This is a genomic window from Simplicispira suum, assembly GCF_003008595.1.
GTDB lineage: Bacteria > Pseudomonadota > Gammaproteobacteria > Burkholderiales > Burkholderiaceae_C > Simplicispira > Simplicispira suum.
Map to the genome: position 1 here is coordinate 20,665 of NZ_CP027671.1, position 25,386 is coordinate 46,050.

20 protein-coding genes and 7 pseudogenes are annotated in these 25,386 nt (G+C 60.7%); 11 read left to right on the forward strand and 16 right to left on the reverse strand.

The window, feature by feature from the left end:
- Positions 1 to 2: 2 nt before the first annotated feature.
- The 5 genes and pseudogenes from C6571_RS19015 to C6571_RS20230 form a co-directional block, all read right to left on the reverse strand.
- Positions 3 to 1,070 (reverse strand): GTPase-associated system all-helical protein GASH, encoded by a 1,068-nt coding sequence (locus C6571_RS19015; RefSeq protein WP_146139394.1) that lies wholly within the window; start codon positions 1,068 to 1,070, stop codon positions 3 to 5.
- 15 nt (positions 1,071 to 1,085) lie between these two features.
- On the reverse strand, positions 1,086 to 2,438 hold the full coding sequence (locus tag C6571_RS19020; protein ID WP_106448475.1) for a metallophosphoesterase: 1,353 nt from the start codon (positions 2,436 to 2,438) through the stop codon (positions 1,086 to 1,088).
- A gap of 164 nt (positions 2,439 to 2,602) precedes the next feature.
- Positions 2,603 to 3,284 (reverse strand): annotated as a pseudogene (gene gmtX / locus C6571_RS20305) (gamma-mobile-trio protein GmtX).
- Between the two features lie 213 nt (positions 3,285 to 3,497).
- Positions 3,498 to 4,058 (reverse strand): hypothetical protein, encoded by a 561-nt coding sequence (locus C6571_RS20225; RefSeq protein WP_338054318.1) that lies wholly within the window; start codon positions 4,056 to 4,058, stop codon positions 3,498 to 3,500.
- Between the two features lie 55 nt (positions 4,059 to 4,113).
- Positions 4,114 to 5,639, reverse strand: a pseudogene (locus tag C6571_RS20230) (integrase family protein).
- Between the two features lie 94 nt (positions 5,640 to 5,733).
- Here C6571_RS20230 and C6571_RS20095 point away from each other — a divergent pair.
- Entirely contained in the window at positions 5,734 to 6,096 is a 363-nt protein-coding gene (locus C6571_RS20095) for a DinB/UmuC family translesion DNA polymerase (RefSeq protein WP_245901622.1), read from the forward strand.
- Here C6571_RS20095 and C6571_RS20100 read toward each other — a convergent pair.
- Positions 6,068 to 6,232, reverse strand: a complete 165-nt coding sequence (locus tag C6571_RS20100) for a hypothetical protein (protein WP_245901635.1) — start codon at positions 6,230 to 6,232, stop codon at positions 6,068 to 6,070. The genes C6571_RS20095 and C6571_RS20100 overlap by 29 nt on opposite strands.
- On the opposite strand from C6571_RS20100, the gene C6571_RS20105 reads away from it, so the two are divergent.
- The 6 genes and pseudogenes from C6571_RS20105 (at position 6,191) to C6571_RS20110 (ending at position 11,947) form a co-directional block, all read left to right on the forward strand.
- Positions 6,191 to 6,313 (forward strand): DUF4113 domain-containing protein, encoded by a 123-nt coding sequence (locus C6571_RS20105; RefSeq protein WP_245901624.1) that lies wholly within the window; start codon positions 6,191 to 6,193, stop codon positions 6,311 to 6,313. The genes C6571_RS20100 and C6571_RS20105 overlap by 42 nt on opposite strands.
- Before the next feature lie 155 nt (positions 6,314 to 6,468).
- Positions 6,469 to 7,439, forward strand: a pseudogene (locus C6571_RS19040) (IS481 family transposase).
- A gap of 74 nt (positions 7,440 to 7,513) precedes the next feature.
- A complete protein-coding gene (locus tag C6571_RS19045; protein WP_106448531.1) occupies positions 7,514 to 8,653 on the forward strand; it encodes an IS630 family transposase in 1,140 nt (379 codons plus the stop codon).
- A gap of 163 nt (positions 8,654 to 8,816) precedes the next feature.
- Positions 8,817 to 11,039: a site-specific integrase gene (locus C6571_RS19050; RefSeq protein WP_106448476.1), complete on the forward strand. Its 2,223-nt coding sequence runs from the start codon at positions 8,817 to 8,819 to the stop codon at positions 11,037 to 11,039.
- A gap of 45 nt (positions 11,040 to 11,084) precedes the next feature.
- Entirely contained in the window at positions 11,085 to 11,393 is a 309-nt protein-coding gene (locus C6571_RS19055) for an HU family DNA-binding protein (protein ID WP_106448477.1), read from the forward strand.
- Between the two features lie 266 nt (positions 11,394 to 11,659).
- Positions 11,660 to 11,947, forward strand: coding sequence for a helix-turn-helix domain-containing protein (locus C6571_RS20110; RefSeq protein WP_245901619.1), 288 nt, complete (start codon positions 11,660 to 11,662; stop codon positions 11,945 to 11,947).
- A gap of 13 nt (positions 11,948 to 11,960) precedes the next feature.
- On the opposite strand, the gene C6571_RS19065 is transcribed toward C6571_RS20110, so the two are convergent.
- The 3 genes and pseudogenes from C6571_RS19065 to C6571_RS19070 all read right to left on the reverse strand — a co-directional run.
- On the reverse strand, positions 11,961 to 12,890 hold the full coding sequence (locus C6571_RS19065; RefSeq protein WP_170094871.1) for a tyrosine-type recombinase/integrase: 930 nt from the start codon (positions 12,888 to 12,890) through the stop codon (positions 11,961 to 11,963).
- Between the two features lie 636 nt (positions 12,891 to 13,526).
- Positions 13,527 to 13,667, reverse strand: a complete 141-nt coding sequence (locus tag C6571_RS19815) for a hypothetical protein (protein WP_170094873.1) — start codon at positions 13,665 to 13,667, stop codon at positions 13,527 to 13,529.
- A gap of 29 nt (positions 13,668 to 13,696) precedes the next feature.
- Positions 13,697 to 13,798 (reverse strand): annotated as a pseudogene (locus tag C6571_RS19070) (IS481 family transposase); the annotation flags it as partial.
- A 229-nt stretch (positions 13,799 to 14,027) separates the two neighbouring features.
- On the opposite strand from C6571_RS19070, the pseudogene C6571_RS20310 reads away from it, so the two are divergent.
- Positions 14,028 to 14,279, forward strand: a pseudogene (locus C6571_RS20310) (helix-turn-helix domain-containing protein); the annotation flags it as partial.
- 301 nt (positions 14,280 to 14,580) lie between these two features.
- Here the strand turns inward: C6571_RS20310 and C6571_RS19085 are convergent.
- Positions 14,581 to 15,630 carry an IS110 family RNA-guided transposase gene (locus C6571_RS19085; RefSeq protein WP_106448480.1) on the reverse strand — a complete coding sequence of 350 codons (1,050 nt, stop codon included), beginning with the start codon at positions 15,628 to 15,630 and terminating at the stop codon, positions 14,581 to 14,583.
- A gap of 266 nt (positions 15,631 to 15,896) precedes the next feature.
- Between C6571_RS19085 and istA the strand changes: the two are divergent.
- A pseudogene (gene istA, locus C6571_RS19090) lies at positions 15,897 to 17,297 on the forward strand (IS21 family transposase); the annotation flags it as partial.
- Positions 17,298 to 17,322: 25 nt separating this feature from the next.
- Here istA and dmpG read toward each other — a convergent pair.
- The 4 genes from dmpG to C6571_RS19110 form a co-directional block, all read right to left on the reverse strand.
- Complete coding sequence (gene dmpG, locus C6571_RS19095; protein WP_106448481.1) at positions 17,323 to 18,354, reverse strand: 4-hydroxy-2-oxovalerate aldolase; 1,032 nt, start codon at positions 18,352 to 18,354, stop codon at positions 17,323 to 17,325.
- Between the two features lie 17 nt (positions 18,355 to 18,371).
- A complete protein-coding gene (locus C6571_RS19100; protein ID WP_106448482.1) occupies positions 18,372 to 19,322 on the reverse strand; it encodes an acetaldehyde dehydrogenase (acetylating) in 951 nt (316 codons plus the stop codon).
- Between the two features lie 13 nt (positions 19,323 to 19,335).
- A complete protein-coding gene (locus C6571_RS19105; protein ID WP_106448483.1) occupies positions 19,336 to 20,115 on the reverse strand; it encodes a 2-keto-4-pentenoate hydratase in 780 nt (259 codons plus the stop codon).
- Positions 20,116 to 20,276: 161 nt separating this feature from the next.
- Positions 20,277 to 21,113 carry an alpha/beta fold hydrolase gene (locus C6571_RS19110; RefSeq protein ID WP_106448484.1) on the reverse strand — a complete coding sequence of 279 codons (837 nt, stop codon included), beginning with the start codon at positions 21,111 to 21,113 and terminating at the stop codon, positions 20,277 to 20,279.
- Between the two features lie 491 nt (positions 21,114 to 21,604).
- Here C6571_RS19110 and C6571_RS19115 point away from each other — a divergent pair, with 491 nt between their 5' ends.
- The gene (locus tag C6571_RS19115; protein WP_106448485.1) at positions 21,605 to 22,333 is read left to right on the forward strand and encodes an FCD domain-containing protein; all 729 of its coding nucleotides are present in this window, start codon (positions 21,605 to 21,607) and stop codon (positions 22,331 to 22,333) included.
- A gap of 256 nt (positions 22,334 to 22,589) precedes the next feature.
- On the forward strand, positions 22,590 to 24,299 hold the full coding sequence (locus C6571_RS19120; protein ID WP_106448486.1) for an AMP-binding protein: 1,710 nt from the start codon (positions 22,590 to 22,592) through the stop codon (positions 24,297 to 24,299).
- Positions 24,300 to 24,422: 123 nt separating this feature from the next.
- Here C6571_RS19120 and C6571_RS19125 read toward each other — a convergent pair.
- Together C6571_RS19125 and C6571_RS20315 are read right to left on the reverse strand one after the other, a co-directional pair.
- Positions 24,423 to 24,704: pseudogene (locus tag C6571_RS19125) on the reverse strand (transposase); the annotation flags it as partial.
- A gap of 356 nt (positions 24,705 to 25,060) precedes the next feature.
- Entirely contained in the window at positions 25,061 to 25,360 is a 300-nt protein-coding gene (locus C6571_RS20315; RefSeq protein ID WP_106448487.1) for a 2Fe-2S iron-sulfur cluster-binding protein, read from the reverse strand.
- Between the last annotated feature and the right edge of the window lie 26 nt (positions 25,361 to 25,386).

Genomic DNA, 25,386 nt, shown 5'->3' on the forward strand with positions numbered 1-25,386 from the left:
AGTTATCCGAGCCGCGCCAGAGAGAACTCGCGGTAGGCCGCGGCAGCGAACTGAAGTGGCGACAACCGAGCCTCGCGCGGCAGCCCGGTCGTCGTGCACCAAGCGGCAATCCAGTCATCCTTTCCGTGAACCTCATGTCGGCGCTGCATGGCGAAGAGGATCGGGGCCAAGGTTGCCGAAATGCCGTCAGTCGCCAACCCATCGACAGCGTTGTTGAGCCAGTCCTGCGGCATGCCTTGGACAGCCTCGGGAATCGACTGAAGCGGTGCATCCAGCAGGCCGGTCCGGGACAGCAGCGACGACAGCGCTGGCGGGCCGGGCAGCACCTTGGTCAGACTCCCAAGCTCGCGTGCAATCGCCAGCGACAGGTGCTCCGGAGCGACCTTCGAGAAGTCGAGTCTCAGGTCGAAGCTGTGGCCGCCCTCTAACCACCACAGGATGTCGAGTTCCTCGTCTTGGATGTTGACGTACTTCTGTACAGCGGACTCGAACTCCCGTTGCCGACGGGCCATCGCCGAGACGGCCTTGTTCGTCGCAACAGCCAGGGCTTGCGCAACATTCAGCATGACCCCGGTGTTCACGGCCTGGATCAGCGCCTCGTCGTTTTTGTCCACCGTTGGGGCGACCAGCTTGACCTGCTCAAGCGAGGGCCGCCGGCGTGACGTTTCCGACAGTCGGCGTAGGACGTTGTCGGCCATCCCGACGAGGTCCATTGGTTGCTTCAGCTCGCGCAGCCCCCCGCATGACACGCTGGACACAACTGTTGCCGCGAGTGCAGTGACGCCGTCGGTCTCGGAGCCCGTCGCCGCCGCCAAAGCGGACGCCGACAACATGATGAGTTCGTCGTCACCAGGCTGAGTCGCTTCGCCAGCGAGCGCCTGGCGAAGCGTCGCCACCTCAGATGACCCCATCTGAGGCGTGAGGCGGAATGCCAGTTTGGCTAGCAAGGCGAGGTCGGACTTGGTGACAGCCTCCACATAACCTTCAATCGCCGTCCAGCGCTTCTCGATCAACGCCGCATCCTGCTGGAACGACATGCTGGCATACCAGCTCGAAAACTGATCTTGCACTTCTTCCCCCTTGGTTTAGTCGTTTTTCTCGTGCTTCTCGATTTGCTTGGCCAGTTCGGCCAGCAGACCCTTTTCCTTGGCGAGCTTCAAGACGCTGTGATAGCGCTCGTGCGGCGCAACCTGCAGATCGGCCTTTGTGATGAGGCCAAGCTGGAGTGCGATGTCCCGCATCTGGCTGCCCCTGAGCTGCCAGAACCTGAAGATGAGATTGTCGGTGGACGGCTCAGTCACATCGGCCTCCGTCCGCGGCTTTGGGCGCACTTCGGATGCAGCCGCCTCCATAGCAGTATGGACCGCCGAGGCGATATCTGTTCCGCCTTGAGGCGGAGTCACTACCTTCATCTCGGCCCAGCCCACTGCAAACGACGGCATCTGCGGCAATTTCAGCTGAAGCCTCCAGAACTCGTCGCGTTCTTGGGTGAGTAGTGGGACAAACAGCTCGTTCGGGGCTTGTTGGAAGTGGCGCAGACGAGCACGAACTTCGACGCCGCGCGTCAGGCCCTCGCCATCCACATGAAGGTCGACCAGGTTGTATCCGGGGTTCCAGCGAGGCTCTTCCCGGTCAGGGTTCACCGCGCCGGCCAAGAAGCGGAAAAACTCAGGTGGCCGCAAGCAGCGCTGGTCATGCTCGTGACCAAAGAACTGTAGTGGTGCTCGCGCATTGATGGTGTTCTCGGCATCGGCGGCATCAGAAAACCACGAAGGAGGGTGATGACTCAGCACCAGGTTGATCACGTCCTCCTGCGGATTCAAGACCACCTGTGCGCTGCCTAGGAAGAGTCTGCCGGGGGCGTTGTCCCGGTCGCCAAGGCCGGAAATCAGGACGGACGTGAGGCCGTACACGCGAAGCGTCACGCCATCGCCCAGCTTCAGGTCTTTCTCCCAGAAGGGGTATGACGGGAAGATGCCGCAATCGAACTGTGCAGCGAAGTCGTTGTAGGCCTGGAGCGGCTTGAAAAGCGCCTCCGCCGAAGGGGCATAGCCCAATTGCCGGGAGAGTTGCCTGTCGCGATTGAACAGCCCGACTTCCTTGGCGATTGCTTCTTGGGCATTCGAGACATCGACCGCCGCGCAGATCGCCCGGTCGATGTCGTGGTTACCAGGGACCGTCAAGATGCCCTCGGGCTCGCAACCGCAGCGAGCTGCGACACGCAGCAGCCAATCCTTTGCGGCCTTGTATTCGTCGGGATGGCCTTTGAACGCGATGTCGCCACCGACCAGGATGGCGTCGACCGGGATGCCGTCCTTGTTGCAGAGCTCAAGTAGGTCAGCCTCAAGGCGCGTTCGATACGGCGCGTCCCTGTCCCCGCGCGCGGTAAGGCACGCCGGCTCACGGAAATGGATGTCGGAGAGATGCAGTAGGCGCATCGCGCGATCTTAACCATCCGTTACAGCTGCCCTCGGCCGCGTGCGTGGCGTGGACGCGCCCGCCGCCACGCGCCGGCGCAGACCAGCAATGTGCCGTCCGGTCGGTACGGGCCCGCATCAAACATGAGCAGTCTGGACGGACGTTGAGTTGGCTTCGGACGCGGTTAGCGTTCGCCGAGCACCTTCCGGATAGCTCGAGTGAAGCCAACCTTGAACACCGTTCGTCCCTTCTCTGTAAGGATTTCGCCGTGCGTACCCGTTCGCCAGCCCTGGTCATCCAGAAATGGGGCTGAGACGGCGTGGCGAAGTGCCTCCCGCTCGGATTCAGTGAGCTGGGCGTCCATCGTGAGAACGGCGATGGGATGGCCGTCGCCGCTCGGCACAATTGTTGCGGCGAGCGGGCGTCGGTCCACGGTCACCACAGTCTGGGACTTGAGCAGGTTCAACTGCCCTCGCAGCTTGTCTCGCTCGACCATCGTCGCCTGCATGATTGACCGGACCGCCGGGTCTTCAATCCGCATCAGCAGCTCGAGTCCCTGCTGCCGGCTTCGGCGCGGCTTGTCGTCTTGGCTTGTCGACCCCTTGGAATGCCGCCCAGGCCGAGATTAAGCTGACGTAGTCAGCCGAGGCTGCGTTGTAGAGGGCGCGGCCCTTCAAGACGCCTTCGGCTTCGCAGATGCGTCCGATTGCAGACGTGGAGAAGTCCTTGGACCCGGAGTGTTGGCGCCGACAGATGTCATGCACCTTCTGAAGGTTTCCGAGTCGCTGGGAACGGCCGCCCTTCGCCAGCAGCGCTTCGAGCACGACGTCAGGATGAATTTCAGGCACGGTCTGCGCTTTACTCATGTTCGACCCTTAGAGTGAGGATGGGGTGCGACAACCGTGGATCGGCACGGACCATTGCGCCGACATCAATGCCCAAGCGCTCACCGAGTCGTTCACCCGCATCCATCAGGCGGATGACCTCCCGTTCCCGAGCACCGGGTCGTTCGGCTCAAGCTGGCACGCGAGCTTGCGCATGAACGCATTGCCTTGCAGCAACTGTTCACGCTCCGATAGCTAGAGGAAAACTGGCGGCAAGTCTTCGCGATACATCGCGGCGTCGAGCAGTTGGCTGCGTCGAAACACTGCTTTGCCAGGGTCGAGGTCGGGGTAGATTTCAGCGCTCTCACAGACCCCCGAAAGTTGGCGCAACTCAGAGTCCTTTTCTTCGAACGCGAGCTGCACGTCGGCCAGTGTGCCGGCAGCCACGAGCTGCGAGCCAGCGTTGCCGCCATGGTTCAGTGCATGCTGGCAGCGTTCGATGAGTCGATAGCACGCGACCAAATCCTCCGCCAGGTCGCTGAACTTCGACATCGCGCTTTCCCAAACGCGCTCCGCCTGCCGGAACGCTGCCATGCGAGCAAACGGGACGCGCGCGTCCTCAGCTTCGGCCTTCGTGACTCGAAGCCTGTGCAAGGTCTCCTCGTCGGCAAGGCAAGCGTTGCGAGCTTCGTCGAATCGATAGGCGATGGTGTTGAAATGCGCGGCCAGCGCCGGCAGGTGATGTGGCTCGGTGACAAACCAGCGGCATCGAATGCAATTTCGAACGCCGCCTGGCACGGGTGCGTAGATCGGCATCGACAAGTTGCCGACGTTGGGACCGCCGTTGTGACAGCCGCCCAAGGGATAGCCTTCAACCTCGCAAGTGTTCCCTCCAACAAGGCAGAGCCCGTGGTGCGTGGGCATCCACCAGGATTCCGCTCCGTGACGTGTGCGGGAATGGCGGCAGCGAAGCTCGTCTGACAGTTACTGATGGCCGACGACACCAGCGCATCATGGGCAGTGTCCAAGAGGAAGTGCTGGATGCTGCGCTCTTTGTTCGCCTCGAGGTGAGCCGCCCCAGCGATGAGCTGCTCGCGCATGTAGTTGCACCAGGCTTCGTGTAGTACAGGCTCATCAGCAAGCGGCTGTGTCCGACGAGCTTCTGCAGGATGGGAAAGGGCACGTTCCCTTCGAGCGCCAGGGCGGTGATGAGCGACACGCGCAGGCTGTGCAGTGGGAAGAGCGTGCGGATGCTCTTGTCGCCGGCTGAAAGGGTGGGCAACAAGCGAACACACGAGCCATCTGCGTGCGTGTCACCCCGGAACGCGAGCCGAGTCTCGAGGGCGTCCATCAGGTAGAACCAAGCGCGGTTCATCAACGCGTCAGTAACCGGCAAATCTGGGCGAGCAGATTCTGCCAATCGGAAAAGGAAGCAGGCGTCGGGATAGCTTGCGAGCTGGATTTCGCTCTTGGCCTGAATGTGGCGGCCGTCGAGCTCCGTCCAGGGTGTGCGGCGAGCAATCGGGTTGTATTTCTCCTGCCAGTTGCGGAGTTTCTCCAACCAATAGAACGCTTGCTGGTGAACTTGGCCATCCTCCGGCCACGGCAGGACGTACCCTTTCACTGGGCCCGCGAGGTAGCGGTCCGCCGTCTTGTTGGTGTTGACGTAGAGCGCAGACCCGATGGCGCCGCCCTGCGTCAGAGCCTGCCTTCGAAGCACTCCGTTTTGCCACGGCCGTGTCTCGCTGCCAGAAGCCAAGGGACCGGTGTTCAGCGCCCATGCACCTGACGTATATCGCCAGGTGTCCGCTTCACCAGAGTCAAGGAACCTGACCTGCATGGTCCGCAGCGGCAGTATCAGCTTGGTGAGGAGCGCCACCCATCGCACGGGACTCCACATTTCGAGAACGGCTGGCTTTTCGTTGGCCTTCGGCCTCACGCGCCAGACGCAATCAGGGTCAGTGCGGTCAATATCATCCTCGGTGACCGGGAACCAGTCTGGCGCAACGATGCCACCCATGCCAATCCTGGGCCCTGAGACGGTGTGGGCCCACGTCCAATCGGCGAAGTTCGGGCATGCGGCAAGCATTTGGCGCTGCTCGTCGATGGTAGCGGCGAGTGAACGCTCTCGTCTAACCTTGGTAGGCCACGTCGAGACATCTTTGGCACGGGATTTCGGAATGCCGGCGAGATGACAGGATGCCCGTCGTCAGCTGTTTCACTGAAATCACGCAGCAGCACCCATTCCAGGAACTTGTTGATGATGTTGTTGTAGGACGCGCCAGCATTCGACTTGGGACACACCGATGCGTAAAAATCAGGTAGGTGCGTCTGACGGAGCAGGAAGACTGCAGGCGTAGGACGCAAGATCTCGGTGCAGCTCAAGGAAGCAGGCATCCAGAGTGTCCTGGATCTGGCACGCCTAGATCCGGCCAATGTGCGCAGGCGTTGGTCTGTCGTTCTGGAGCGCACGGTGCGTGAACTGCAGGGTATGCCTTGTATCGAGCTGGACGAGCAGCCTGCTCCCAAGAAAGAGATTGCTTGCAGCCGGTCGTTTGGGCGCCCGGTCAATGAGCTCCCGGATCTGGAGCAGGCCGTGACCACGTTTTCCTGCATGGCGGCGCAGAAGCTGCGCAAACAGCAAAGCCATACGGCCCATGTGCTGGTGTTCATTCACACCAGCCCTTACCGCCAAGGACCCACAGTACGCACGCACAGACCTACGAGCGACACGGGCACCCATTGTCAAAGCGGCATTGACCGGACTGCGCAGGATTTACCGCCCCGGCTACCAATTCATCAAGGCCAGTGTCATGTTGCTGGACCTACACAGCGCACGCCTGCGACAGGGTGAGCTCGATCTGGAACCACTGGAAACTTCGGACGACTCCCGTGAACGGCGAATGGGGGTGCTTGATGAACTCAATCAGCGGTATGGCCGGGGAACGGTGCAGTTGGCCGGCGCTGGGCTGCAGGTAGCAGGTGTGCATGCACGCGGGGCGATGCGGCAGGAGCGTAGGTCGCCGGCTTATACGACCTGCTGGGAGGACATGCTGGTGGTGGGGGCCTAATCCAACGCTTCGGCCCGGAAATTCTGCCGAATACTGTCGTATAGGTGTCGCATCCCGGACGATTGCCTAGACTCTAAGCGCTACCCGTTATTCATGGCCAGGGCCGTTCTGCGGGAGTTGATAGAGTCGCTTCAACCCACCGGGAGCCTCAAGCCATGCTGATTACACTGCACAAGAACGCCCGCACCACCCCGCCATACGTGCCGAGATGGCCGCCAGTAGCGAGTCTGCTGCAGTGCTCGCCAAGCGCTTTAACGTCACCGAACAAACCGCCGCCAAGTGGAAGAAGCGCACGAGCGTTGCTGACCGCTCGCACACAGCACATCACCTTCAAACCCAGCTCACCAGTGCACAGGAGACGGTCGTGGTGCATCTGCGCCGCACCTTGCTGCTGCCGCTTGACGACTTGTTGGCAGTGACCAGGGAGTTCATTTGCCCCAGCGTCTCTCGCTCTGGGCTGGACCGGTGCCTGCGCCGCCATCGCGTGGGTAACTTGAATGCGCTCAAGCCCAAGACGCCGAGCGAGCCCCACAGGGCTTTCAGGCTCTACGAGCCGGGGTACCTGCACATTGACGTGAAGTACCTGCCCCAGATGCAGGATGAGATCAAACGTCGCTATCTGTTTGTCGCCATCGACCGGGCCACGCGGTGCGTGTTCGTGGTCATCAAGGACAACAAGACAGCTGTCAGTGCCCAAGCCTTCTTGCGGGCCTTGCACCAGGCGTGCCCTATCAAGATCCAAAAGCTGCTGACCGACAACGGCAAGGAGTTCACCGACCGCTTGTTTGCCAACCGCGAGAGCGCGCCCAGTGGCAACCATGAATTTGACCAGCTGTGCCAGCAGTTCGGGATAGAGCACCGGTTGACTCGGCCCAGAACGCCCAAGACCAGCGGGATGGTGGAACATTTCAATGGACGCATTGCCGATGTACTCAAGACGGACCGGTTCACGGGCAGCGAGGACTCGCAGCAGACGCTGCTGCGCTACGTGGCGCTGTACAACCACCAATTGCCGCAGTCAGCCTTGAAGAGCAAGACACCGATGCAGGCCACGAAAGAGTGGCACCATTCGCATCCGCATTTGTTTAACAAGCGGCCTTATGATCGTGCGGGATGCGACAGCTAGTAGTTCGTTCCATCAATACAGTTACTAAATAGATGATAATCGCCATGCTTCTTCAACTCATGAAGGTGGTGATCATGGCGAGAAAATCTGAACGGCCGCCGTTGGTTCTGACCGCACAGCAACGGGCCAAACTGCAGGATCTGTCGGCGTCGCGGGTGGCGCCCGCGCGCGAAGTGGAACGTGCCAAGGTGATGTTGGGCTATGCCGATGGTGTATCGATCACGGAACTTCAGCGCCGGCTTGGGTTCAGCCGACCCATGATCTACCGGTGCGTGGACAAGGCGCTGGCCGCAGGTGTCCAGATGGGACTCAAGGATAAGTACCATCGGCCACACGAACCGGAGATCAGCGACGAAGCCAAGGCGTGGGTGGTCAGCATCGCATGTACCAAGCCCAAGGTTCATGGCCTGGCGGCCGAGTTGTGGTCGATCTCGGCGCTGGCGCGGTTTGTTGGCGAGCGAGCGCAGGCTGCTGGCTTCCCCCGCTTGGCCAATGCGGGCAAGAGCACCGTCTGGCGCATCCTGGACGACAACGACATCAAGCCGCACAAAATTCGCTACTACCTGGAAAAGCGCGACCCCGACTTTGATCGCAAGATGCAGGAAGTCCTGATGGTTTATCGGGACGTTTCGCTCTACACCGAGGGCGCTGTTCACGATGCAAGGCCCAACCCCATCTACACCGTCAGCGTCGATGAGAAGCCCGGTGTTCAAGCTATCGGGCTGACCGCCCCCGATTTGCCGCCGGTACCGGGCAAGGCCGCCAGTGTCGGGCGTGACTATGAGTACGTTCGCCACGGAACAGTGTCCATCCTGGCCGGTATCGACCTGCATTCGGGGCACATCTTTGCCAACATCGAGGATCGCCACCGCAGTATCGAATTCATTCGTTTGCTCAAACAACTCGATGCGCACTACCCCGAGGATGCGATCATCCGCGTGGTGCTGGATAACCACTCGGCCCATATCTCCAAGGAGACCATGGCCTACCTCAGCAGCCGCCCCGGGCGCTTTGAGTATGTTCATACGCCCAAGCATGGCTCTTGGCTCAACTTGATAGAGTGCGCCTTCTCCAAAATGGCGCGTACATTCCTGCGACACATCAGGGTTACATCCAAAGACGATCTAAAGCAACGCATCCTCAAAGGCATCGCAGAGATCAATGCATCGCCGGTAGTGTTTCGTTGGAACAAATTCGACCTCGGGGTGGCCTAATATGTATTCGTTTTAATGAAACGAACTACTAGGGAGCAAAAATAAGGCAAAAGAGTGTCACAAAGTTCGAATTTTTGCTCCGTCTTATAGCTACGACAGGGCAGAGAACGGAACAATTTTAAGAAAAATGAACGCGCTCTTCAAGTTGCACTGAGTGGCCGCTATGAGCAATCGCACCGTCTTCCCTACCGCCGCTGCCGACATCGAGGAGCCAGTTGCCTCGCAAGCAAGTGCGCCCAAGCGCCGGCGCGGCCGTCCACTGGGAGCGCGCACGCGCGTGGTTCATACACGCATCACCGCCGACGAATTCGCTTTTCTCAGGGCGGTGGCCCAAGACGTAGATCTGACAGTTGCCTCGCGCCAGTATCTGCTCTGGCCAGGCCGCCAGCCAGAGCGTATCGCGCTGGAGGCGTACTGCGCCGAGTTGCTTCAACGGATCCAGCACGGTGCGATGGCATTGCCTGATCAAAGCATTGCCAAGTCCATGCTCCAGGAGCTTCGAAATCTGCGCTATGTCCAGAACGAAGGCCGTTTGCCCAAAGAAGCGATCGTCCCGTCCGTGGAGTTGCTCACGGGCGCCTCTGATTCATCCCCCTCGACTGAGCTAGCTGAAATCCCTCCCACCTTGGAGGAATTCGCTCTTCGGTTCGATGAGGACATGTTCGGCGAGGCCGAGCTGCTGGAGTTGTACCTGGCCGAGTATCCGCCCAATGCCATTGCACAGTCGGGTGCGATAGATCCTTCACGGAGCGATATCTTGCCTGCTCGCGATGGCATTGGGCTGCAGCGCTCCGACAGCTGCAGCGTGCGAACAGAGACGCTGCTTCATGTCATCGAGTGGCTCGATCGCAATTTGGGCGTGCGGCCCGAACGCGAGCACCTCATCGGCCAGTGGATTCGCTTGAGCAAAGCCCAGCGCGAAGCGATGAATCGCGCCGGTGTGATCAGCCTGGGCAACTTGGCGGACTGGATATCTTTGCAGGGGCCAAAGTGGTTTGACCGCTTTCCGCGTTATGGCACAGCTCGTGCCCGTGCGCTGGAGCTTTGGCTCCTAAAGTGGGATCTCAAACCCGCCCAAGGACTGCGTGAGATTGGAAGCCAAGGCGCCATCGTCCCCGCGAGCCAGTCGAGGCTTGTGCCTATCAAGGCGCGGCCATGGCCAGACGATCTGCGTGGTGAAAACGGCCGGTTCCGAGGTCAAGGGCCGAACTCCTTCGATGCGCATGATGACGTGGAGGCGGTCCAGAAGTGGTTCGATCTGATTCGAGAGAAGTCCAAGGCGACCCAGATCGCCTACAGGCGCGCGATCGAGCGCCTGGTCTGGTGGGCGCTCCATGAGAAACGCGTACCGCTGTCTTCACTCAGCACGCCTGATTTGCTCGAATTCAAGGCCTTTTTAAGGGACCCACCCGCTCACTGGGTGCAGCCTGAGCGCGGAAAGGGCGGCACAGGGGGGCAGGATTGGCGCCCACTCAAAGGACCGCTCAATGACAAGAGCATGAACCTGACCTTCGCTGCTGTGGGAGCGATGTTCAGTAGCTGGAAGGAGAAGAACTACATCACGAGCAACCCGGCCTTCGGGATGGCTGGCCCCAAGCGGGAGGACATCACGCTCGATGTCATGCGCTCGTTCACGGACCATGATTTGGCGGTAATCGGCGAGACCTTTGCAAAGCTGGAGGATTCCCCGGCCAAGAGGCGACTTGCCGCCATCCTGCGTCTGCTGGAGACAACCGGACTGCGGCGCGAGGAATTGGAGACTGCAACGTGGGCAGCCATGGAACGTGCACGCATCGACGGCGCCACCTCAGAAGAGTGGTTGCTCGATGTGATGGGCAAGGGCAAGCGCAAACGCAAGGTGCCGATCACTGAGGCGGTGCGCGAGGCGCTGGAGATTCACCGCCAAGACCGTGTCCTTCTTGCGAAGACCAAACCCAAACTGCAGTTTGACGTTGCGTTCGAGGACATGCCCCTCATCGGAGTGATTGATGATCGGTGGCGGGCCCATATGGAAAAACAACACTACCAGCGGCTGGCATCGGGGAGCCCCGAAGTGACAGACAGCGCCCAGGATGCCGACCAGGATGGTGCAGACAAATTGCGAGCCAAGGGAGCCCTTTCTGGCTCCGGCATTTATGCCGTCTTGCGGGCATTCTTCAAGAAGTGCGCGGCCCAGGACGATGACCCGAGCGGCCCATTTTTGAAGGCCTCAACGCATTGGCTTCGGCACACCTTTGCCCACCACGCGCTGGACGCGACGGACAAAGACGTTCCGGTCGTTCAGCAGCTTCTCGGACATTCGTCGATCAACACTACGCTCGTGTATGTGAAGGCTGATCCGAAAGCGCGAATTGATGCGGTGCGAAAAATCAAGATGTCGATCTGATCAGTCTGCGCTATAAACAGGCACTATTTACCGAGTCCCATTGCAATGAACCGCTCTGAAATCATCGAAGTCCTGGCAGCGAAAAACAGCCTTACCAAAGTCGCCGCGAGCGCGGTTCTCGACACGCTCATCGAGACCATTCAAACAGCCGTAAAAAAAGGCGATGCCGTCCAGCTGGTGGGATTTGGCACCTTCAAGGCATCCAAGCGCGCTGCGCGCGTGGGCAAGAATCCTGCGACTGGCGCCACTCTGAAAATCCCGGCAACGACTGTGCCAAAGTTTGTTGCTGGCGCGAAGTTCAAGGCGGTGGTCGATCCCAAAGCCGCCAAGCGCAAGGCCCAGAAGAACGCATAGGGATCGGGTGAGCGGATCCTGCGTCACCCTTACGCCGGCATCTCGCGCCTACAGGCGCGTGCAACACAGGACATCAGCAGATGACAGCGTTCTCCGAAGCATTTAGATCGGAAGTGGTGCGCTTGGCACGCCGTGAAGTCAAAGCGGACCTGGCCTCTTTGCGCAAGTCCGGCGCAGCTCAGCGAGCCGAAATCTCCGCGCTGAGGAAGGACATCCGAGCCCTCCTCGTTCAAGTACGCTCCCTATCCAAAGGGGTCGAGCGTGCGATGCCAGAGCAGCCTGCGACAAAAACGCCACCGGCCGCACGGCGCGGGGGACGCCCCTTTGTCTTTCGTCATGAGGTTTTGCTGGCCAAGCGTGCGGCCTTGGGCATGACGCAGACAGAAATGGGCGTCCTTCTTACAGCGTCTCCGCTGTCGGTGTACCGCTGGGAAACAGGCAAGGCCAAGCCACGAGAAGCGCAGTTGAAGCGCATTCGCCAAGTCCTGAAGATGGGTGTGCGTGAGGCCAGGAAATGTGTCGCCGCTGGCCAGAACCCGAGCGCGCTCGCTTGAAGCGGCGCAGTCCTTAGGCCATGAGCCTAAGAGGTAGTTGCATCTGCACTGGAGCGTCGTCGCGCATATTGCGCAGCGTCAAACGGATCTCGGGGTTGAGATGCGTCCGCAGGTGGTGAAGCCCCTTGATGTTCTTGAGACCAGCGCGCATCGCTACTTCGGCGGCGGGAACGCCCTCCTCCAACCATCTCACCAACCGAGTATTGCGAACAACTTGCGGCCCCATGCGTACGGGCATGGCCGTCCCTGAAACTGCCGCCGCTTGCTTCATGATCGCCTTCACCAGAGCAAACAGGTTGTCCGCGCTCATCGTGGGATTCCTGGCGGTGCAAAAGAGGATGGCGTGGGTCTGGGCCTTGGGAAAGCTTGGGCGGATGTTCAACCAAGAATCGAGGGCGTCAGCGACTTGCGTCGTCAGAACCAGACGCCTGCGCTGATTTGGGCCTGGGCCGTCGAGTTGCACGGTCGCGACTTTCCCAAAGCGCCGCGAGCTTGGATTGGCGATGCGCGTGACAGCCCCGATGGTCAAAAGGCGCGCTTCCTGCGGAGTAATCCCATACTGAAACAATAGCAGCAGCAATGCCTTGTTGCGCGCGAGCACAGGATCCGAGGCATCAAGTTCATTGACGATCTGGAGCGCGGAATGCCACAGAGGCTCCAGCATGATCGCTCCAAGTGGATCTTCTGACGATGGAGTGTCCTCCCGTTCCACGTCAAGAACTGGATTTTCTACTACCCACCCACGTTCAGCCGCAAATGAATAAATGCGCTGCAATAACCGCCAGTAGCGTCGGCGCGTGATGTCGCTGACCCCTTCGGTTTCTTTTCTGGCCTCCAGCCCGGTGCGGAGAAACTGGACCACATCAACCGCAGTCACTTGGTGCCACTCAATGGGGGCAACCGAAACTCCGTCCTCCTTTTTCCGATTGAGCAGGTACGTCATCCAGGTGCTCCAGAAGTGACGATAGAACGGCTCGCTCTCGGCCGAGATTGGATCTCTCGTCTTTGCAGCCGAGTGTGACAACCATTGCTCAAGTAACTCAAGAGCCGTGGGCCGCGGAGGTTCATTCGCTTTGACGATTACAGTTCCCATACCCATATCGAATTTCCCCGGTTTTCACCTTATGTGTTGGCATGATAATCGCACTCCGCTGTTTTGACAAACAAAATGCGATTGCGCAGCTAGGGAGGTCATGTAATACGAATATACCAAAATGGAGTGGGTTTTCGGAAGGCAGATTGCCTCGTGGCGCTTGCATCGTCCTAGATCAACCCATGCTTCAGGTTTGCGAGTGCACCCCAGAGCGCAAAACTTTCCTTCACTCTTCCCTCCCTGTACCTTTAGGCTGCGAGGGGCCGCCCTGAAACTCAGCAACCAGAATAGTGCCCAAATTTGCCGCCATACGGGCTTCTCACACCTACCCAACCGTCTGCCAACGACTATGGGCATACAGCTAAGGTCTCGCTGGATCGTGAACGGAGTTTCTTAAATTGGCTTCATCATCATCAATGAGTCCCCTCTTCTTCCCTTTTTCTGGAGGCTGCGGATTGGCGCCTGCTCCCATTTGGAGTGCGATCTTCACTCTAATTTTAGAGGAAAGTCATACAACTTATTGACTAGCACATTCGCTTCGGAAACGCCTGCTTCATAAACATCTTGATAGAGATTCCAAACCGATAGCTCTAAAAATATCACTAAAAGCGCCGCAGTAAATTCCATTGCTTTTCTTTGTTAGCTCACTAACATGTCTATGTCTCGCATCCCGGACGATCATAAGGCCGCTTATTAAACAAATGCGGGTATGAGTGGTGCCACTCTTTCATGGCTTGTATGGGTCTCTGCGAAGTTAGGGGACAGCCTTTCTGCTTCAGCCTTGGGGTTGGCCACGCCAATCGCAATCACAATCACAATCACGATTTCGCCGTTACCAATAATGCGGTTGTGGTGCTTCCAAGCCGCAAAGTGCCTGTGTTCCAGTGCACGGCGCGAAATGTCAACGGGCTGCGTTACGAAGGCTGCATTGATAAATGGGCGGATTCAAAAGTGAAGTGCAACACCTGCCACCTGTAAGGTCTGCAGATGCAAGCCACCTCTTCGCACTGCCAGCAACTTCAGCCTGAAGATCGCGTCACCATTGCCAGCCTGAAGCAGCAAAACCACAGCGTACGAGCGATCGCCCGGCAACTGCGCCGCTCCCCGGCCACCATCAGCCGGGAACTACAGCGCAACGCCTGCCCGTCTGGCTATGGCAGCGCCGCCGCCCAGCGCCTGTGCCTGCAGCGCAAACGTATCGCCCACCCCGAGATCAAGCTTCACCCCGATTCGATCTTGTTCCCCGGCGGCCACCCAAAGTGCTTACATGCTCCGCCCAAGGAGAGCAAGTTTTTGCGTCGTGAGGGCTTGAAAGGTTTGCAGCCTTACATTCGGACTGTTTTTGCAGTGGGTACTGCTGCCCATGATGGCTATTCGCGGCTGGGGTTCCCATCTCCACTTGGTACTTAACGTACTGACACTTTGTCGGAATGCCCCCAACCCGGTTTGACCTTCGTTCCATCACTGCGCTTCTTGCAGGCTCTCCTTCAAACGGTGTTAACGGCTCGCCGTTGTGCTGTTGGTCAGCATTTGTTGGTGATCAGCTCGCGCTCACCGGCTCCAGCGGATTCCACCTCACCTGGTCAAAGGCTGCGCCTTTGGCCAGGACCGCCCAAGCGGTGCGCGCCATCTTGTTGGCCAACGCCACCACGACCACGTTGTAGTGACGTCGCTCCAGTAGTCGGGTGATCCAGCTTGATCGCTCTGCCCTGGCAACCACGGCTCTGGCCCCGGCAATCAGCAGGGTGCGCAGGTAGGTGTCACCCCGCTTGGAGATACCCAGTTGCTGCGTCTTGCCCCCGGTGCCCACCTGCCGCGGTGTCAAGCCCACCCACGATGCAAACTGGCGCCCGGATTTGAAAGTCGAGAAGTCGCCGACGGCCGCCACCAGCGCCGAGGCCGTCAAGTCCCCAATGCCTGGGATGTGCTGGATCGCCTGCATCTGACGATCCTCGCGGATCATGGCACGCAGCCGCTGACCAAGATGGTCGATGTCTTCTTGCAAGGCGTCAATGCGTTTGAGTTGCTCCTGCACGCTGAGCACCAGATCGGCGGTCAGCCGATCAGCCTGCTGCGCCCGGGCCAGCTCGCTCTGAATTGTCTTCAGTAACTGGTTGTGCCCCACCGGTAAAGCGATGCCGAACTCGGCCAGGATGCCGCGCAGTGCATTGGTTTGCATGATGCGCATCTTCATGAGCTGGCGACGCATGCCGTGCAGCGCCATGCAAGTCTGCTGGCGCTCCGTCTTGACCGGCACGGGCTTGATGTGCGGCTGTTGAGCGGCCACCCAGATCGCTTGCGCGTCCATGGCGTCGGTCTTGTCGCGCAATAAGAAGGCCTTGACGTGCTGGGCAGGCAGCAGTTTGACCTGATGCCCCAAGCAGCTGATCACCCGCGCCCAATGATGAGACGTGCCGCAGGCCTCCATCGCAACCAAGCTACGCTGGCACTTGGCGAAGAACTCGGTGAGTTTGGCGCGCTTGATCTGGCGGCGCTGGATTTCACCAGTGTGCATATCGACGATGTGCAGCTGGAAGACTGACTTGGCCAGATCCAGACCAATGACGGGCAGATTTGCAGTAGATTGCATGGCGGGGCCTCCAGATCAAGTGGTTGTAAGAACCTCCACTTTGGCACTCTGATGCCGTTTCTGCGAGGCCCCACCGTCAACCGATGACAGCCTCATTCAGCAGCAGCGCTGTAGGTGGGCGGACCATGCCATCTCCACTTATGGCCACCCAAACTGCTCCACCCTGGCCACGTTGATCTGACGCACTGAGCCTGGTGCGTCGGGCGCCGTGAGGCCCGACAGGCAGGACGTTACTTTCTGCTCCCTTATCCCGAGGGAGCCCGAGGTTGAACGTCTTGAAGCCACATCTACAAACCACCATCTGGACGCTGCTCAAGGGCGGCGCTACGCAGCGCGAGATCGAGCGCATCACCGGTATCTCGCGCCACACCATCCGCTCGTATCAGCAGCGCTTTGCCGCCGACCCGGCAAACTGCCCCGGGGTGGCCACCGACTCTCCAGGGCAAACTGCTCCACCCTGGCCACCGACTGGCCTGGCGGTGCCTGTGCCGGTGACCACATCCAAGTGCGAGCCACACCGCGCTTTCATCGACGCCCAGTTGCGCCTGGGCCGCAACGCCACCGCCATCTACCAGGACCTGGTCGACCTGCACGGCTTCGATGGTGCCTACAACTGCGTCAAACGCTTCGCGGCACAACTGCGCCACAAGGAGCCCGAGCAGTTCGATCGCCTCTCATTTGCCCCAGGTGAGGAGATGCAGGTCGACTACGGCGAGGGCGCACCCACCCGGGTGCCCGGCACCGAGCGCTGGCGCAAACCCCGCCTGTTCGTGGCCACGCTGCGTTACTCGCGGCGCAGCTTTCGCCGTGTGGTCTGGAAGTCTGGTCAGCAGGTCTGGGCCGAGCTGCACGAGCAGGCCTGGGCGTACTTCGGTGGGTCTGCCCGGTATGTCGTGCTGGACAACCTCAAGGAGGGCGTCTTGAAGCCCGACCTGTACGAGCCCGCCCTCAATGCGGTCTACGCCGCCACGCTGGCCCACTACGAGGTGGTGGCCGACCCAGCCCGGGTGCGAGACCCCAATCGCAAAGGGACGGTAGAGCACGCCATCGGCCACACCCAGGCCACCGCGCTCAAGGGCCGGCGCTTTGAGAGCATCGAGGAGCACAACGCCTTCCTGGAACACTGGGAAGTGAAGTGGGCAGCCTCTCGCATCCACGGTGCCGAACGCCGCCAGGTGCAGGCCATGTTCGAGGAGGAGCGCGCGCACCTGCAGCCGCTGCCGATCACCGCCATGTCGTACTTCACCGAGGTCCAGCGCACGGTCTGCGATGACAGCTGCGTGCGCATCGAGCACAGCAGCTACGCCGCGCGCCCAGCAGCCATTGGCGCCAAGGTGCTGGTGCGGATCTTCGAGCGGCGCATCGAGGTTCGGGACTTGCGCACCCAGGCCTTGCTGCGCACGCATGCCCGGGTGGATCGGCCCGGCACGGTGGTGTTGCCCATGGCAGAGCGCGTGTTCAACCCCTCACGCGAGACCCGCTTCATCCTCAACCAGGCCCGCTCCATCGGCCCTCAGGCGGCACGGCTGTGCGAGATGCTGTTTGCTATCGAAGGGCGGGTGGGCCAGCGCAAGCTCCGGGGCATCGTCAACCTGGCGCGGCGCTATCCACACCGGTTCATCGACGCGGCCTGCACAGGTGCCATGGAGCAAGGCGTGCACAGCTACCTTGATGGCACCCATCTCGCGTGGCTCAGGAGGCTCTTGCGAGCTCTCGGCTTCTGAGCAAGTCCAGCGCAACGTCGACGATCATGTCTTCCTGGCCACCGACCATACGGCGCCGGCCCAGCTCCACCAGGATGTCGACAGTTTTCAAGCCGTATTTCTTCGCCGCCGCCTCGCTGTGGCGCAGGAACGAGCTGTAGACGCCGGCATACCCAAGGGCTAGCGTTTCGCGGTCAACCCGCACAGGCCGATCCTGCAGGGGACGCACGATGTCTTCGGCCGCGTCCATCAGCTGCATCACGTCGCAGCCGTGCTTCCACCCAAGGCGGGTGGCGGCGGCAATGAAGACCTCTAACGGCGCGTTGCCGGCGCCCGCGCCCATCCCGGCCAAGCTGGCATCAACACGATCGCAGCCTTCCTCTACCGCGACAATGCTGTTGGCCACGCCCAGGCTCAGGTTGTGGTGAGCATGTATGCCCGTCTCGGTTTCGGGGTCAAGTACTTCCTTGAGCGCGCGGAATCGCTCGCGCACTTCGGACATGCTCAGCGCGCCGCCTGAGTCCACGACATATATGCAGGTTGCGCCATAGCCTTCCATCAGCTTAGCCTGCTGTGCTAGCGCCCGGGGCTCAGTCATGTGGCTCATCATGAGAAAGCCCACCGTGTCCATGCCCAAGTGGCGCGCGTATTCAATGTGCTGCCGGGAGATATCGGCTTCGGTGCAGTGCGTGGCCACTCTCACGACGCGCGCGCCCGCATCGTAGGCCGCCTTCAAGTCGTGCACGGTGCCGATGCCCGGCAGCAGCAGCGTGGCGATCTTCGCGCGCTCCACGGTGCTCGCCACCGCCTCGATCCACTCCAGGTCGGTGTGGGCGCCGAAGCCGTAGTTGAAGCTTCCGCCCTGCAGGCCGTCGCCGTGGGCGACTTCGATCGAGTCGACGCCTGCTTCATCGAGCGCCTTCGCGATTTCTCGCACATTTGTTACGCTGTACTGATGGCGAATGGCGTGGCAGCCGTCGCGCAGTGTCACGTCCGAGATGTAGATCTTCTTGCCGTTCATTAGTGTCCTCCTTCCGGTCATGCCGTCATGGCCGCGCGCCTGTGCAGGCTGGCAGCAATCCGCTCGGCAGTGGCCAGCGCCGCGCTGGTCATGATGTCGAGATTGCCGGCGTAGGCCGGCAGGTAATTCCCTGCACCCTCAACCTCTAGGAACACGGAGGTCTTGAGGCCGCTCATCCGATCGCCAACACCGGGGATGCGGATCGGCACGTCGATGCGGTCAAACTGCACTTGCTGCTTGAGGCGATAGCCAGGCACATAGGCTTGCACCTCTTTGACCATGCGCTCGATGGACCCAGCGATGGCATCTTGGGAGGCCGTTTCGCTTAGCACGAAGATGGTGTCGCGCATGATCAGTGGCGGCTCGGCCGGATTCATCACTATGATGGCCTTGCCCTTGGCAGCACCGCCCACGGTCTCAATCGCCCGCGAGGTGGTCTCCGTGAACTCGTCGATGTTCGCGCGGGTTCCGGGGCCGGCCGACTTGCTGGCGATCGAGGCGACGATCTCTCCGTAGTGAACCTTGGCCACGCGGCTCACGGCCGCCACCATGGGGATGGTGGCTTGGCCGCCGCAGGTGACCATGTTGACATTGAGCGCATTCAGGTGCGCCTCGCCGTTGACCACCGGCACACAGTACGGGCCGATGGCCGCAGGCGTGAGGTCGATCATGCGAATGCTAGGCTTGGCCGCGCGCAGCAGCGCCTCGTTCTTGACATGGGCAGCGGCGCTGGTGGCGTCGAACACCACGTCGATATCGGCGAAAACCGGCATGCGCAGCAGCCCCTGCGCGCCTTCATGGGTGGTGGCCACTCCCAGGCGCTCGGCGCGGGCCAGGCCGTCGGAGGCCGGGTCGATCCCCACCATCGCAGCCATCTCGATGTGCTTGCCGTGGCGCAGGATCTTGATCATCAAATCCGTGCCGATGTTGCCGCTGCCGATGATGGCGGCCTTGAGTTTCCGGGTCATGTGCTTCTCTCCTTCAGGTCATACGGCAGCCGACGCTGCCCAATTCGCCGATGCGCGCCTGCACCACGTCGCCGGCCTTCAGCGCCACCATCGGCCCGAGCGCGCCCGACAGGATCACCTCGCCGGCTTGCAACGGTTTGCCGCGCGCGGCCATGGTGCGGGCCAGCCAATAGGCGGCGCGCAGCGGGTGGCCCAGGCAGGCCGCGCCAGTGCCCACCGAAGCCACCGCGCCGTTCACCGTCATCTGCATGCCCAGTTCGCCGAGCGCAAGCTGGCCGACGGCGACCGGCTGCTGGCCCAGCACGTATAGGGCCGACGAGGCGTTATCGGCCACGGTGTCGACCAGGCTGATCTTCCACTCGGTGATGGCGCTGTCGACGATTTCCAGGGCCGGTAGCGCGTAGGCGATGGCGCAGAGGAATTCGGACCAGGTCGGCGCGGCCCCTGTGAGCTCGCGTCCCACGACGAAAGCCACCTCGGCCTCCACCTTGGGCTGGATCAGGCGGCTCATGGGCACCGCGTCGCCGTCGAGAAATTCCATGTCGTCGAACAGCACGCCGAAGTCCGGCTGGTCGACGCCCAGCTGCTGCTGGACAGACTTGGACGTCAGTCCCACTTTCTTGCCGACGACGCGGCGGCCCGGTTCGTCCAGACGCGCGCGCACGTTGACCTCCGCCACCTGATAGGCGGCATCGAGGCCGGCGATGCCGTGGCTGGCCGAGATCGAGCCGATGGTCTCCCGGTCGCGCCGCGCCTGGCGCAGCGCTTGCGCCGCATGTTCCACGTTGTTCATGATTCTCTTTCTAGGTTGAGGGTCAGTAAGCTGCCGCGCCGTGCAGCCGAGAGACGGCGTTGCCATGCATGAGGCCGGCGGCGTCTCGTGGTCGGCAATGTCCGCAGCCAAGCAGCTCTCTTACGGCAGCCGTCTTGGCTGGGGTCAGCCGGTGCGCAGCCTCAGGCGACATCCGCTTCTGCCAAAAAGTCGTTCACCAATCGCACGAAGCGGCCACCATGCTCGATTTGCGTCCAGTGGCCGCACTGGCCGAACACGTGGAGCTGGGCGCGCGGGATCATCTGCGACAACCGCATCGAATTGGCTACCGGCACGACACGATCTTCGCGGCCATGAATCACCAATGTTTCGTGGAGCAGCGCGCGGATGCTGTCCTCGGGGCTCGCCAGCGCCTCAATCCAGCGCTGCCGCGGCGCGGGAAACATCGCTGCATACGCTTCTTGCACGCCTTTGCGCACGCTCGCTTCGTATCGCATGCGCGCGAGATCGTCGCTCATGAGCGAGTCGTCGTAGGCGAACCACGCCATGACAGCTTTCATATTTTCGACCGATGGCGTGTAGCCCCAGACCGCGTCCAGCGCCGGCGTCAGTTCGAATTTGAGGCCAGCCGCGCCCATGAGAACCATCCTGCGCACGCGTTCGGGGTAGCGAATTGCGAGCGCCAGCGCGATTGCACCACCGAAGGAGTTGCCAACCAGGTCGACTTGCTTCAGGTCGAGAGCGTCGAGGAACCCTACTGTCTGCTGAACCCATAGGTTCAGCGAATAGCTGCCGTCCAGACTGGGGTCGCTGTAACCGAACCCAGCCATGTCAAGTGCTAGCGCGCGACGCCGTTCAGCCAGCTTCGGAAGCGCAAGTCGCCAGTTGGCCCAGCCGCTCACGCCCGGGCCAGACCCGTGAATGAGCACCACCGGCGAGCCTTGCCCGAGGTCGTGGTAGTTCGTTCGGATGCCGCTCGCCACAATGGATTGGCCGATTTCGGGGGAAATAGTAGTCATCAAACATCTCCATAGAATATCGAGATTATTGATAAAATCGGTTATTACTTAAAATAAGTGCAAACCCCTATAAATATCGATATGTTTACTGGTACGCTTTCGATCATGCAAATGGCACAGAGCGCCGCATCACTAGCTCGGCACTAGCGTGAAAACGTGAAATTAGAAGAAAACGAAGGGTGCAGAAGTAGTTCATAGAATTTCTTCCATGATCCTGAGCGTGCGTGTACAGGCCCACAGCGGTAGACGGTGTTCCGCACCGGGCGTACTTCTTGCGAATCGTCGGGAAGTGGAGGACGTTGCCGGGTCACTTCCCCAAAGGCATATGGTGAGGCTCTCGCTTTAAAAAAAAATGGATCGCGCGACGCGCACGTCACCCACGTGTTGGAGCGCGCTTTAGGAAAGTCAGGTTGGCGCGGCCCACGTGAAATTAGTGCGCCAAGCACGGCCGACGCTATCGACCGTGATCAGGAGATCGTGTACAGGCGCTCATGGAAAATCAGCACTCTTTATCCAACGGCCATGCCCACCGCGTCCCGACGCCAGATGACAGCGAGCCCGCGCCGCGGTCGCTCATCGAGGCGACGTATCGGCAGTTGCGGACCGACATCATCGGCGGCCGGCACGCGCCCGGTGAACGCCTGCGTGTGGAGCACTTGAAGAGTGAATATCAGGTGGGCGCGGGCACGCTGCGCGAGGCGCTCGCCCTGCTCGTAGCGGATTCGCTGGTCGTGCCGCACTCGCAGCGCGGCTTCCGTGTGGCACCCATGTCACTGGCCGACATTGAAGACCTCACGCGGACGCGAACGCTGCTCGAATGCGTGGCCTTCCGCGACTCGATCCAGTATGGCGACGATGCGTGGGAAGCGCGCGTTGTGAGTGCCTACCACCGGCTCTCGCGCGCCGAGGAACGGCTGGCTTCCGACGTCAGTGGCGTGTTCAACGAATGGGAGGAGCGCAACCGCGCCTTCCATGAAGCGCTTACTTCCGCCTGCCCTTCACCTTGGATTCTGCGCTTTCAAGCATTGCTGTATCAGCAGGCCGAGCGTTACCGCCGGCTATCGGCAGTGACCACCAATGTCCCGGCAAGCGTCCACGACGAGCACCGCCAAATTTACGAGGCAGCGCTTGAGCGCAATACCGAAAGGGCTGAGCGCATGCTTGCGCAGCACATCCAGTTCGCTGTCACGGTAATCAAGAAGCAGGGCGTGCTCAAGTGAGCGGCCGACGACGCCGCAGTGCTGTTCGGCGGTCGCTCCTCTGGTCCATCCCTTGCGGGCACTTCGCGCCAAGAAGGCTTCAACGGTCAGGCGCTGGTGTCCGAGGAGGTTAAACCCTACGCTTGGCCCTCCCTTCCGAGGCGATTTCTCGTCGCCGGTAATGCCTCCGCGAATCCGCATACGCCAGTGCAAGATCGCCCCGAAGTCGGGGGATCGGCGAGGTGGACCGTTTCTATTTGCTGGCCTTGAGATCAAGATGACACAACACTCATACCCCTTCCGTCAGGCACGCGACCTGCTCCTGCAACTGCGCGATGACCATGCCGCGGCGACCGAGCGGTTCCGCTGGCCCCGCATGACAGAGTTCAACTGGGCCATCGACCACTTCGACGCTCTGGCCAAAGGCAACCATGCGCCTGCCTTGTGGATCGTCGAAGTCGACGGCAGTGAGCATCGCTTCAGCTATGCGCAGGTATCCGCGCGCTCGTCGCAGGTGGCGAACTTTCTGAAAGCGCAAGGCGTGCGTCGCAGCGATCGCGTCCTGCTGATGCTGGGTAACGAGCCGGCCTTGTGGGAAACGATGCTGGCCACCATGAAACTCGGCGCGGTCATCATTCCTGCCACGGCCTTGCTCACCGCCGAGGATCTGCAGGACAGGCTTCACCGCGGTGACGTACGCCACGTAGTGACTGGCGATACGCACGCTGCGAAGTTCAAGGACCTGCCCGGTGACTACACCAGAATCTGCGTCGGCGCACCACAGCCGGGCTGGATCGAGTATGCGGCATCGTATGGCGCGCCCGAACACTTCGAGCCCGAAGCGCGCACGCTGGCCGTCGACCCGCTGCTGTTGTATTTCACTTCCGGTACCACTTCCAAGCCGAAGCTGGTATTGCACACGCACGAGAGCTATCCCGTAGGCCACCTCTCTACAATGTACTGGCTCGGGCTGCAACCGGGCGACGTGCACCTGAACATCTCCTCACCCGGCTGGGCCAAGCATGCCTGGAGCTGCTTATTTGCGCCCTGGAACGCCGGCGCCTGTGTCTTTATCCATAACACACCGCGCTTTTCGGCACTAGCGTTGCTTCAGACGCTGGCCAAATGCGAAGTCACTAGCCTGTGTGCGCCGCCTACCGTGTGGCGCATGCTTATCCAGGAAAACCTCGCCGAATGGCGACCCCGGCTGAAGCTGCATTCGGTCGTGGGCGCTGGCGAACCGCTAAACCCCGAGATCATCGAGCAGGTACAGACGGCCTGGGGCCTTAGGCTGCGCGACGGCTACGGGCAGACTGAAACGACCGCCCAGGTCGGCAATTCACCCTCTTTGCCGGTCAAGGCCGGCTCCATGGGCAAACCGCTGCCTGGTTACCGCATCGTTCTGCTCGACCCCGATGGCCAAGAGGCTGACGAGGGGGAGGTCTGCATCGATCTACACGAGCGGCCGACGGGCCTGATGGCCGGCTACCTCGACAGCGCAGAGAAGAACGCAGAGGCCACGCGGGACGGCTACTACCATACGGGCGACACAGCCGCTCGCGATGCAGATGGCTATTTCACCTTCGTCGGCCGCTCAGATGATGTGTTCAAGGCATCCGACTACCGTATCAGCCCCTTCGAGCTGGAAAGCGCTCTGATGGAGCATGAGGCCGTGGCGGAAGTGGCCGTCGTGCCGAGTCCCGACCCGGTGCGCCTCGCCGTTCCCAAGGCTTACTTGATGCTCGCACCGGGCCGTGCGGCGGACGCCGCCATGGCACAGGACATCATGGCCTTTGCCAGACGCCGACTCGCCCCCTACAAGCGCGTGCGACGCATCGAGTTCGTGACCGAGCTGCCCAAAACCATCTCTGGGAAGATTCGTCGCGTGCAACTGCGGGCACAAGAAACGACCCGCGCTACCACGGGCAATCGCGGCGATCAGGAATTCCACGAGGAAGATTTTCCTGGCCTGCGTCAGGAGTCTTGATAAGTACTGAGTACCGAACTTGCACTGCGATCTATAGATTGGAGCTTGCCTGACCATCCCTGCGATGACAGCGATGATGCCGTTTAACGGATGTCAGGTCGCTCGAGTTCGCAACAGCAATAAAGCGCTCGCGAGCTTGAGAATCTCATTGGCTTTGCGCAGCTCTTTGACCTCGCGCTCCAGCGCCTTCATCTGCTCGCGTTCGGAGGTGGTGATGCCATCGCGCACACCAGTGTCGATCTGGTCGCGTTTGACCCATTCATGCAAGGTCTGCGGCACGCAGCCAATCTTGGGCGCCAGGGATTCGATGGCAGCCCACAACGACGGGTAGTCGCCTCGGTGCTCGCGCACCATACGAACAGCGCGTTCGCGAACCTCGGGTGAGAACTTGTTCGACTTCTTCATAGCTCAATCCTCTCAGAGAAAAGAGCCTCCTCAAAGCCGGGGCGGTTCAGTTGCGACATCACGCAGTGCCGAATCAACGCCAGCAAACAAATATCCGCGTTCGCGCGGATGCGCTCAGACAGGCCGTAGACCGCGCAAGCTCAATTTCTGATTTCAGGGCCCTGAATTTACGATGGGTGCCAGCGCCGTATAGCGTGCGTCAGCTCGCGGGGCTTCAAGTGCTGGATGTTCGACACCAGCAGCTTCCCCTTCGTTACCTAGCCCGCGCTAGCGCGGTTTGCCCGTTATCGCATTTGAAAAAACGACACTGATGATGCGTCCCAGCTGAGCCTCGCCTGTTTCGTGAAGTCGCTACGCTAAGGCAAATAGTTCTTGAGTTTCCCCGTGAGCTCAATGCAAACGTCGCCCTTCGGGACCGTGCGGCAACCAAGCATCATCCGGTCGAATTCGTCAGATAGCGTGATATGGCGCCGGCTCTGTGGACCGGTCACAACTACCGCACCTTCCACTAGTCGGATTTTGCAAATTCCGCACCCACCGTTTCGACAGCCGCGCGGCAAAGGCACCGACGCGGTCCTGGCGAGCGCCTTGAATATGTCCTCGTGTTCCCTGCATGGAAAGAAATGGTCATTGACCTTGACGGTAAATGGCAGCATGGCTAGCCCCTTCTGGTTGGCAGTAA

Coding starts and splice junctions, on each gene's coding strand:
- C6571_RS19050 (WP_106448476.1), top strand. CDS start 8,817: ATGAGCAATCGCACCGTCTTCCCTACCGCCGCTGCCGACATCGAGGAG.
- C6571_RS20095 (WP_245901622.1), top strand. CDS start 5,734: ATGCCTTGTATCGAGCTGGACGAGCAGCCTGCTCCCAAGAAAGAGATT.
- C6571_RS20225 (WP_338054318.1), bottom strand. CDS start 4,058: ATGCCGATCTACGCACCCGTGCCAGGCGGCGTTCGAAATTGCATTCGA.
- dmpG (WP_106448481.1), bottom strand. CDS start 18,354: ATGAACGGCAAGAAGATCTACATCTCGGACGTGACACTGCGCGACGGC.
- C6571_RS19065 (WP_170094871.1), bottom strand. CDS start 12,890: ATGACGTACCTGCTCAATCGGAAAAAGGAGGACGGAGTTTCGGTTGCC.
- C6571_RS19115 (WP_106448485.1), top strand. CDS start 21,605: ATGGAAAATCAGCACTCTTTATCCAACGGCCATGCCCACCGCGTCCCG.
- C6571_RS19120 (WP_106448486.1), top strand. CDS start 22,590: ATGACACAACACTCATACCCCTTCCGTCAGGCACGCGACCTGCTCCTG.
- C6571_RS20110 (WP_245901619.1), top strand. CDS start 11,660: ATGCCAGAGCAGCCTGCGACAAAAACGCCACCGGCCGCACGGCGCGGG.
- C6571_RS19110 (WP_106448484.1), bottom strand. CDS start 21,113: ATGACTACTATTTCCCCCGAAATCGGCCAATCCATTGTGGCGAGCGGC.
- C6571_RS19100 (WP_106448482.1), bottom strand. CDS start 19,322: ATGACCCGGAAACTCAAGGCCGCCATCATCGGCAGCGGCAACATCGGC.
- C6571_RS19055 (WP_106448477.1), top strand. CDS start 11,085: ATGAACCGCTCTGAAATCATCGAAGTCCTGGCAGCGAAAAACAGCCTT.
- C6571_RS20315 (WP_106448487.1), bottom strand. CDS start 25,360: ATGCTGCCATTTACCGTCAAGGTCAATGACCATTTCTTTCCATGCAGG.
- C6571_RS20100 (WP_245901635.1), bottom strand. CDS start 6,232: ATGCACACCTGCTACCTGCAGCCCAGCGCCGGCCAACTGCACCGTTCC.
- C6571_RS19045 (WP_106448531.1), top strand. CDS start 7,514: ATGGCGAGAAAATCTGAACGGCCGCCGTTGGTTCTGACCGCACAGCAA.
- C6571_RS19020 (WP_106448475.1), bottom strand. CDS start 2,438: ATGCGCCTACTGCATCTCTCCGACATCCATTTCCGTGAGCCGGCGTGC.
- C6571_RS19085 (WP_106448480.1), bottom strand. CDS start 15,630: ATGCAATCTACTGCAAATCTGCCCGTCATTGGTCTGGATCTGGCCAAG.
- C6571_RS19105 (WP_106448483.1), bottom strand. CDS start 20,115: ATGAACAACGTGGAACATGCGGCGCAAGCGCTGCGCCAGGCGCGGCGC.
- C6571_RS19815 (WP_170094873.1), bottom strand. CDS start 13,667: ATGGAATTTACTGCGGCGCTTTTAGTGATATTTTTAGAGCTATCGGTT.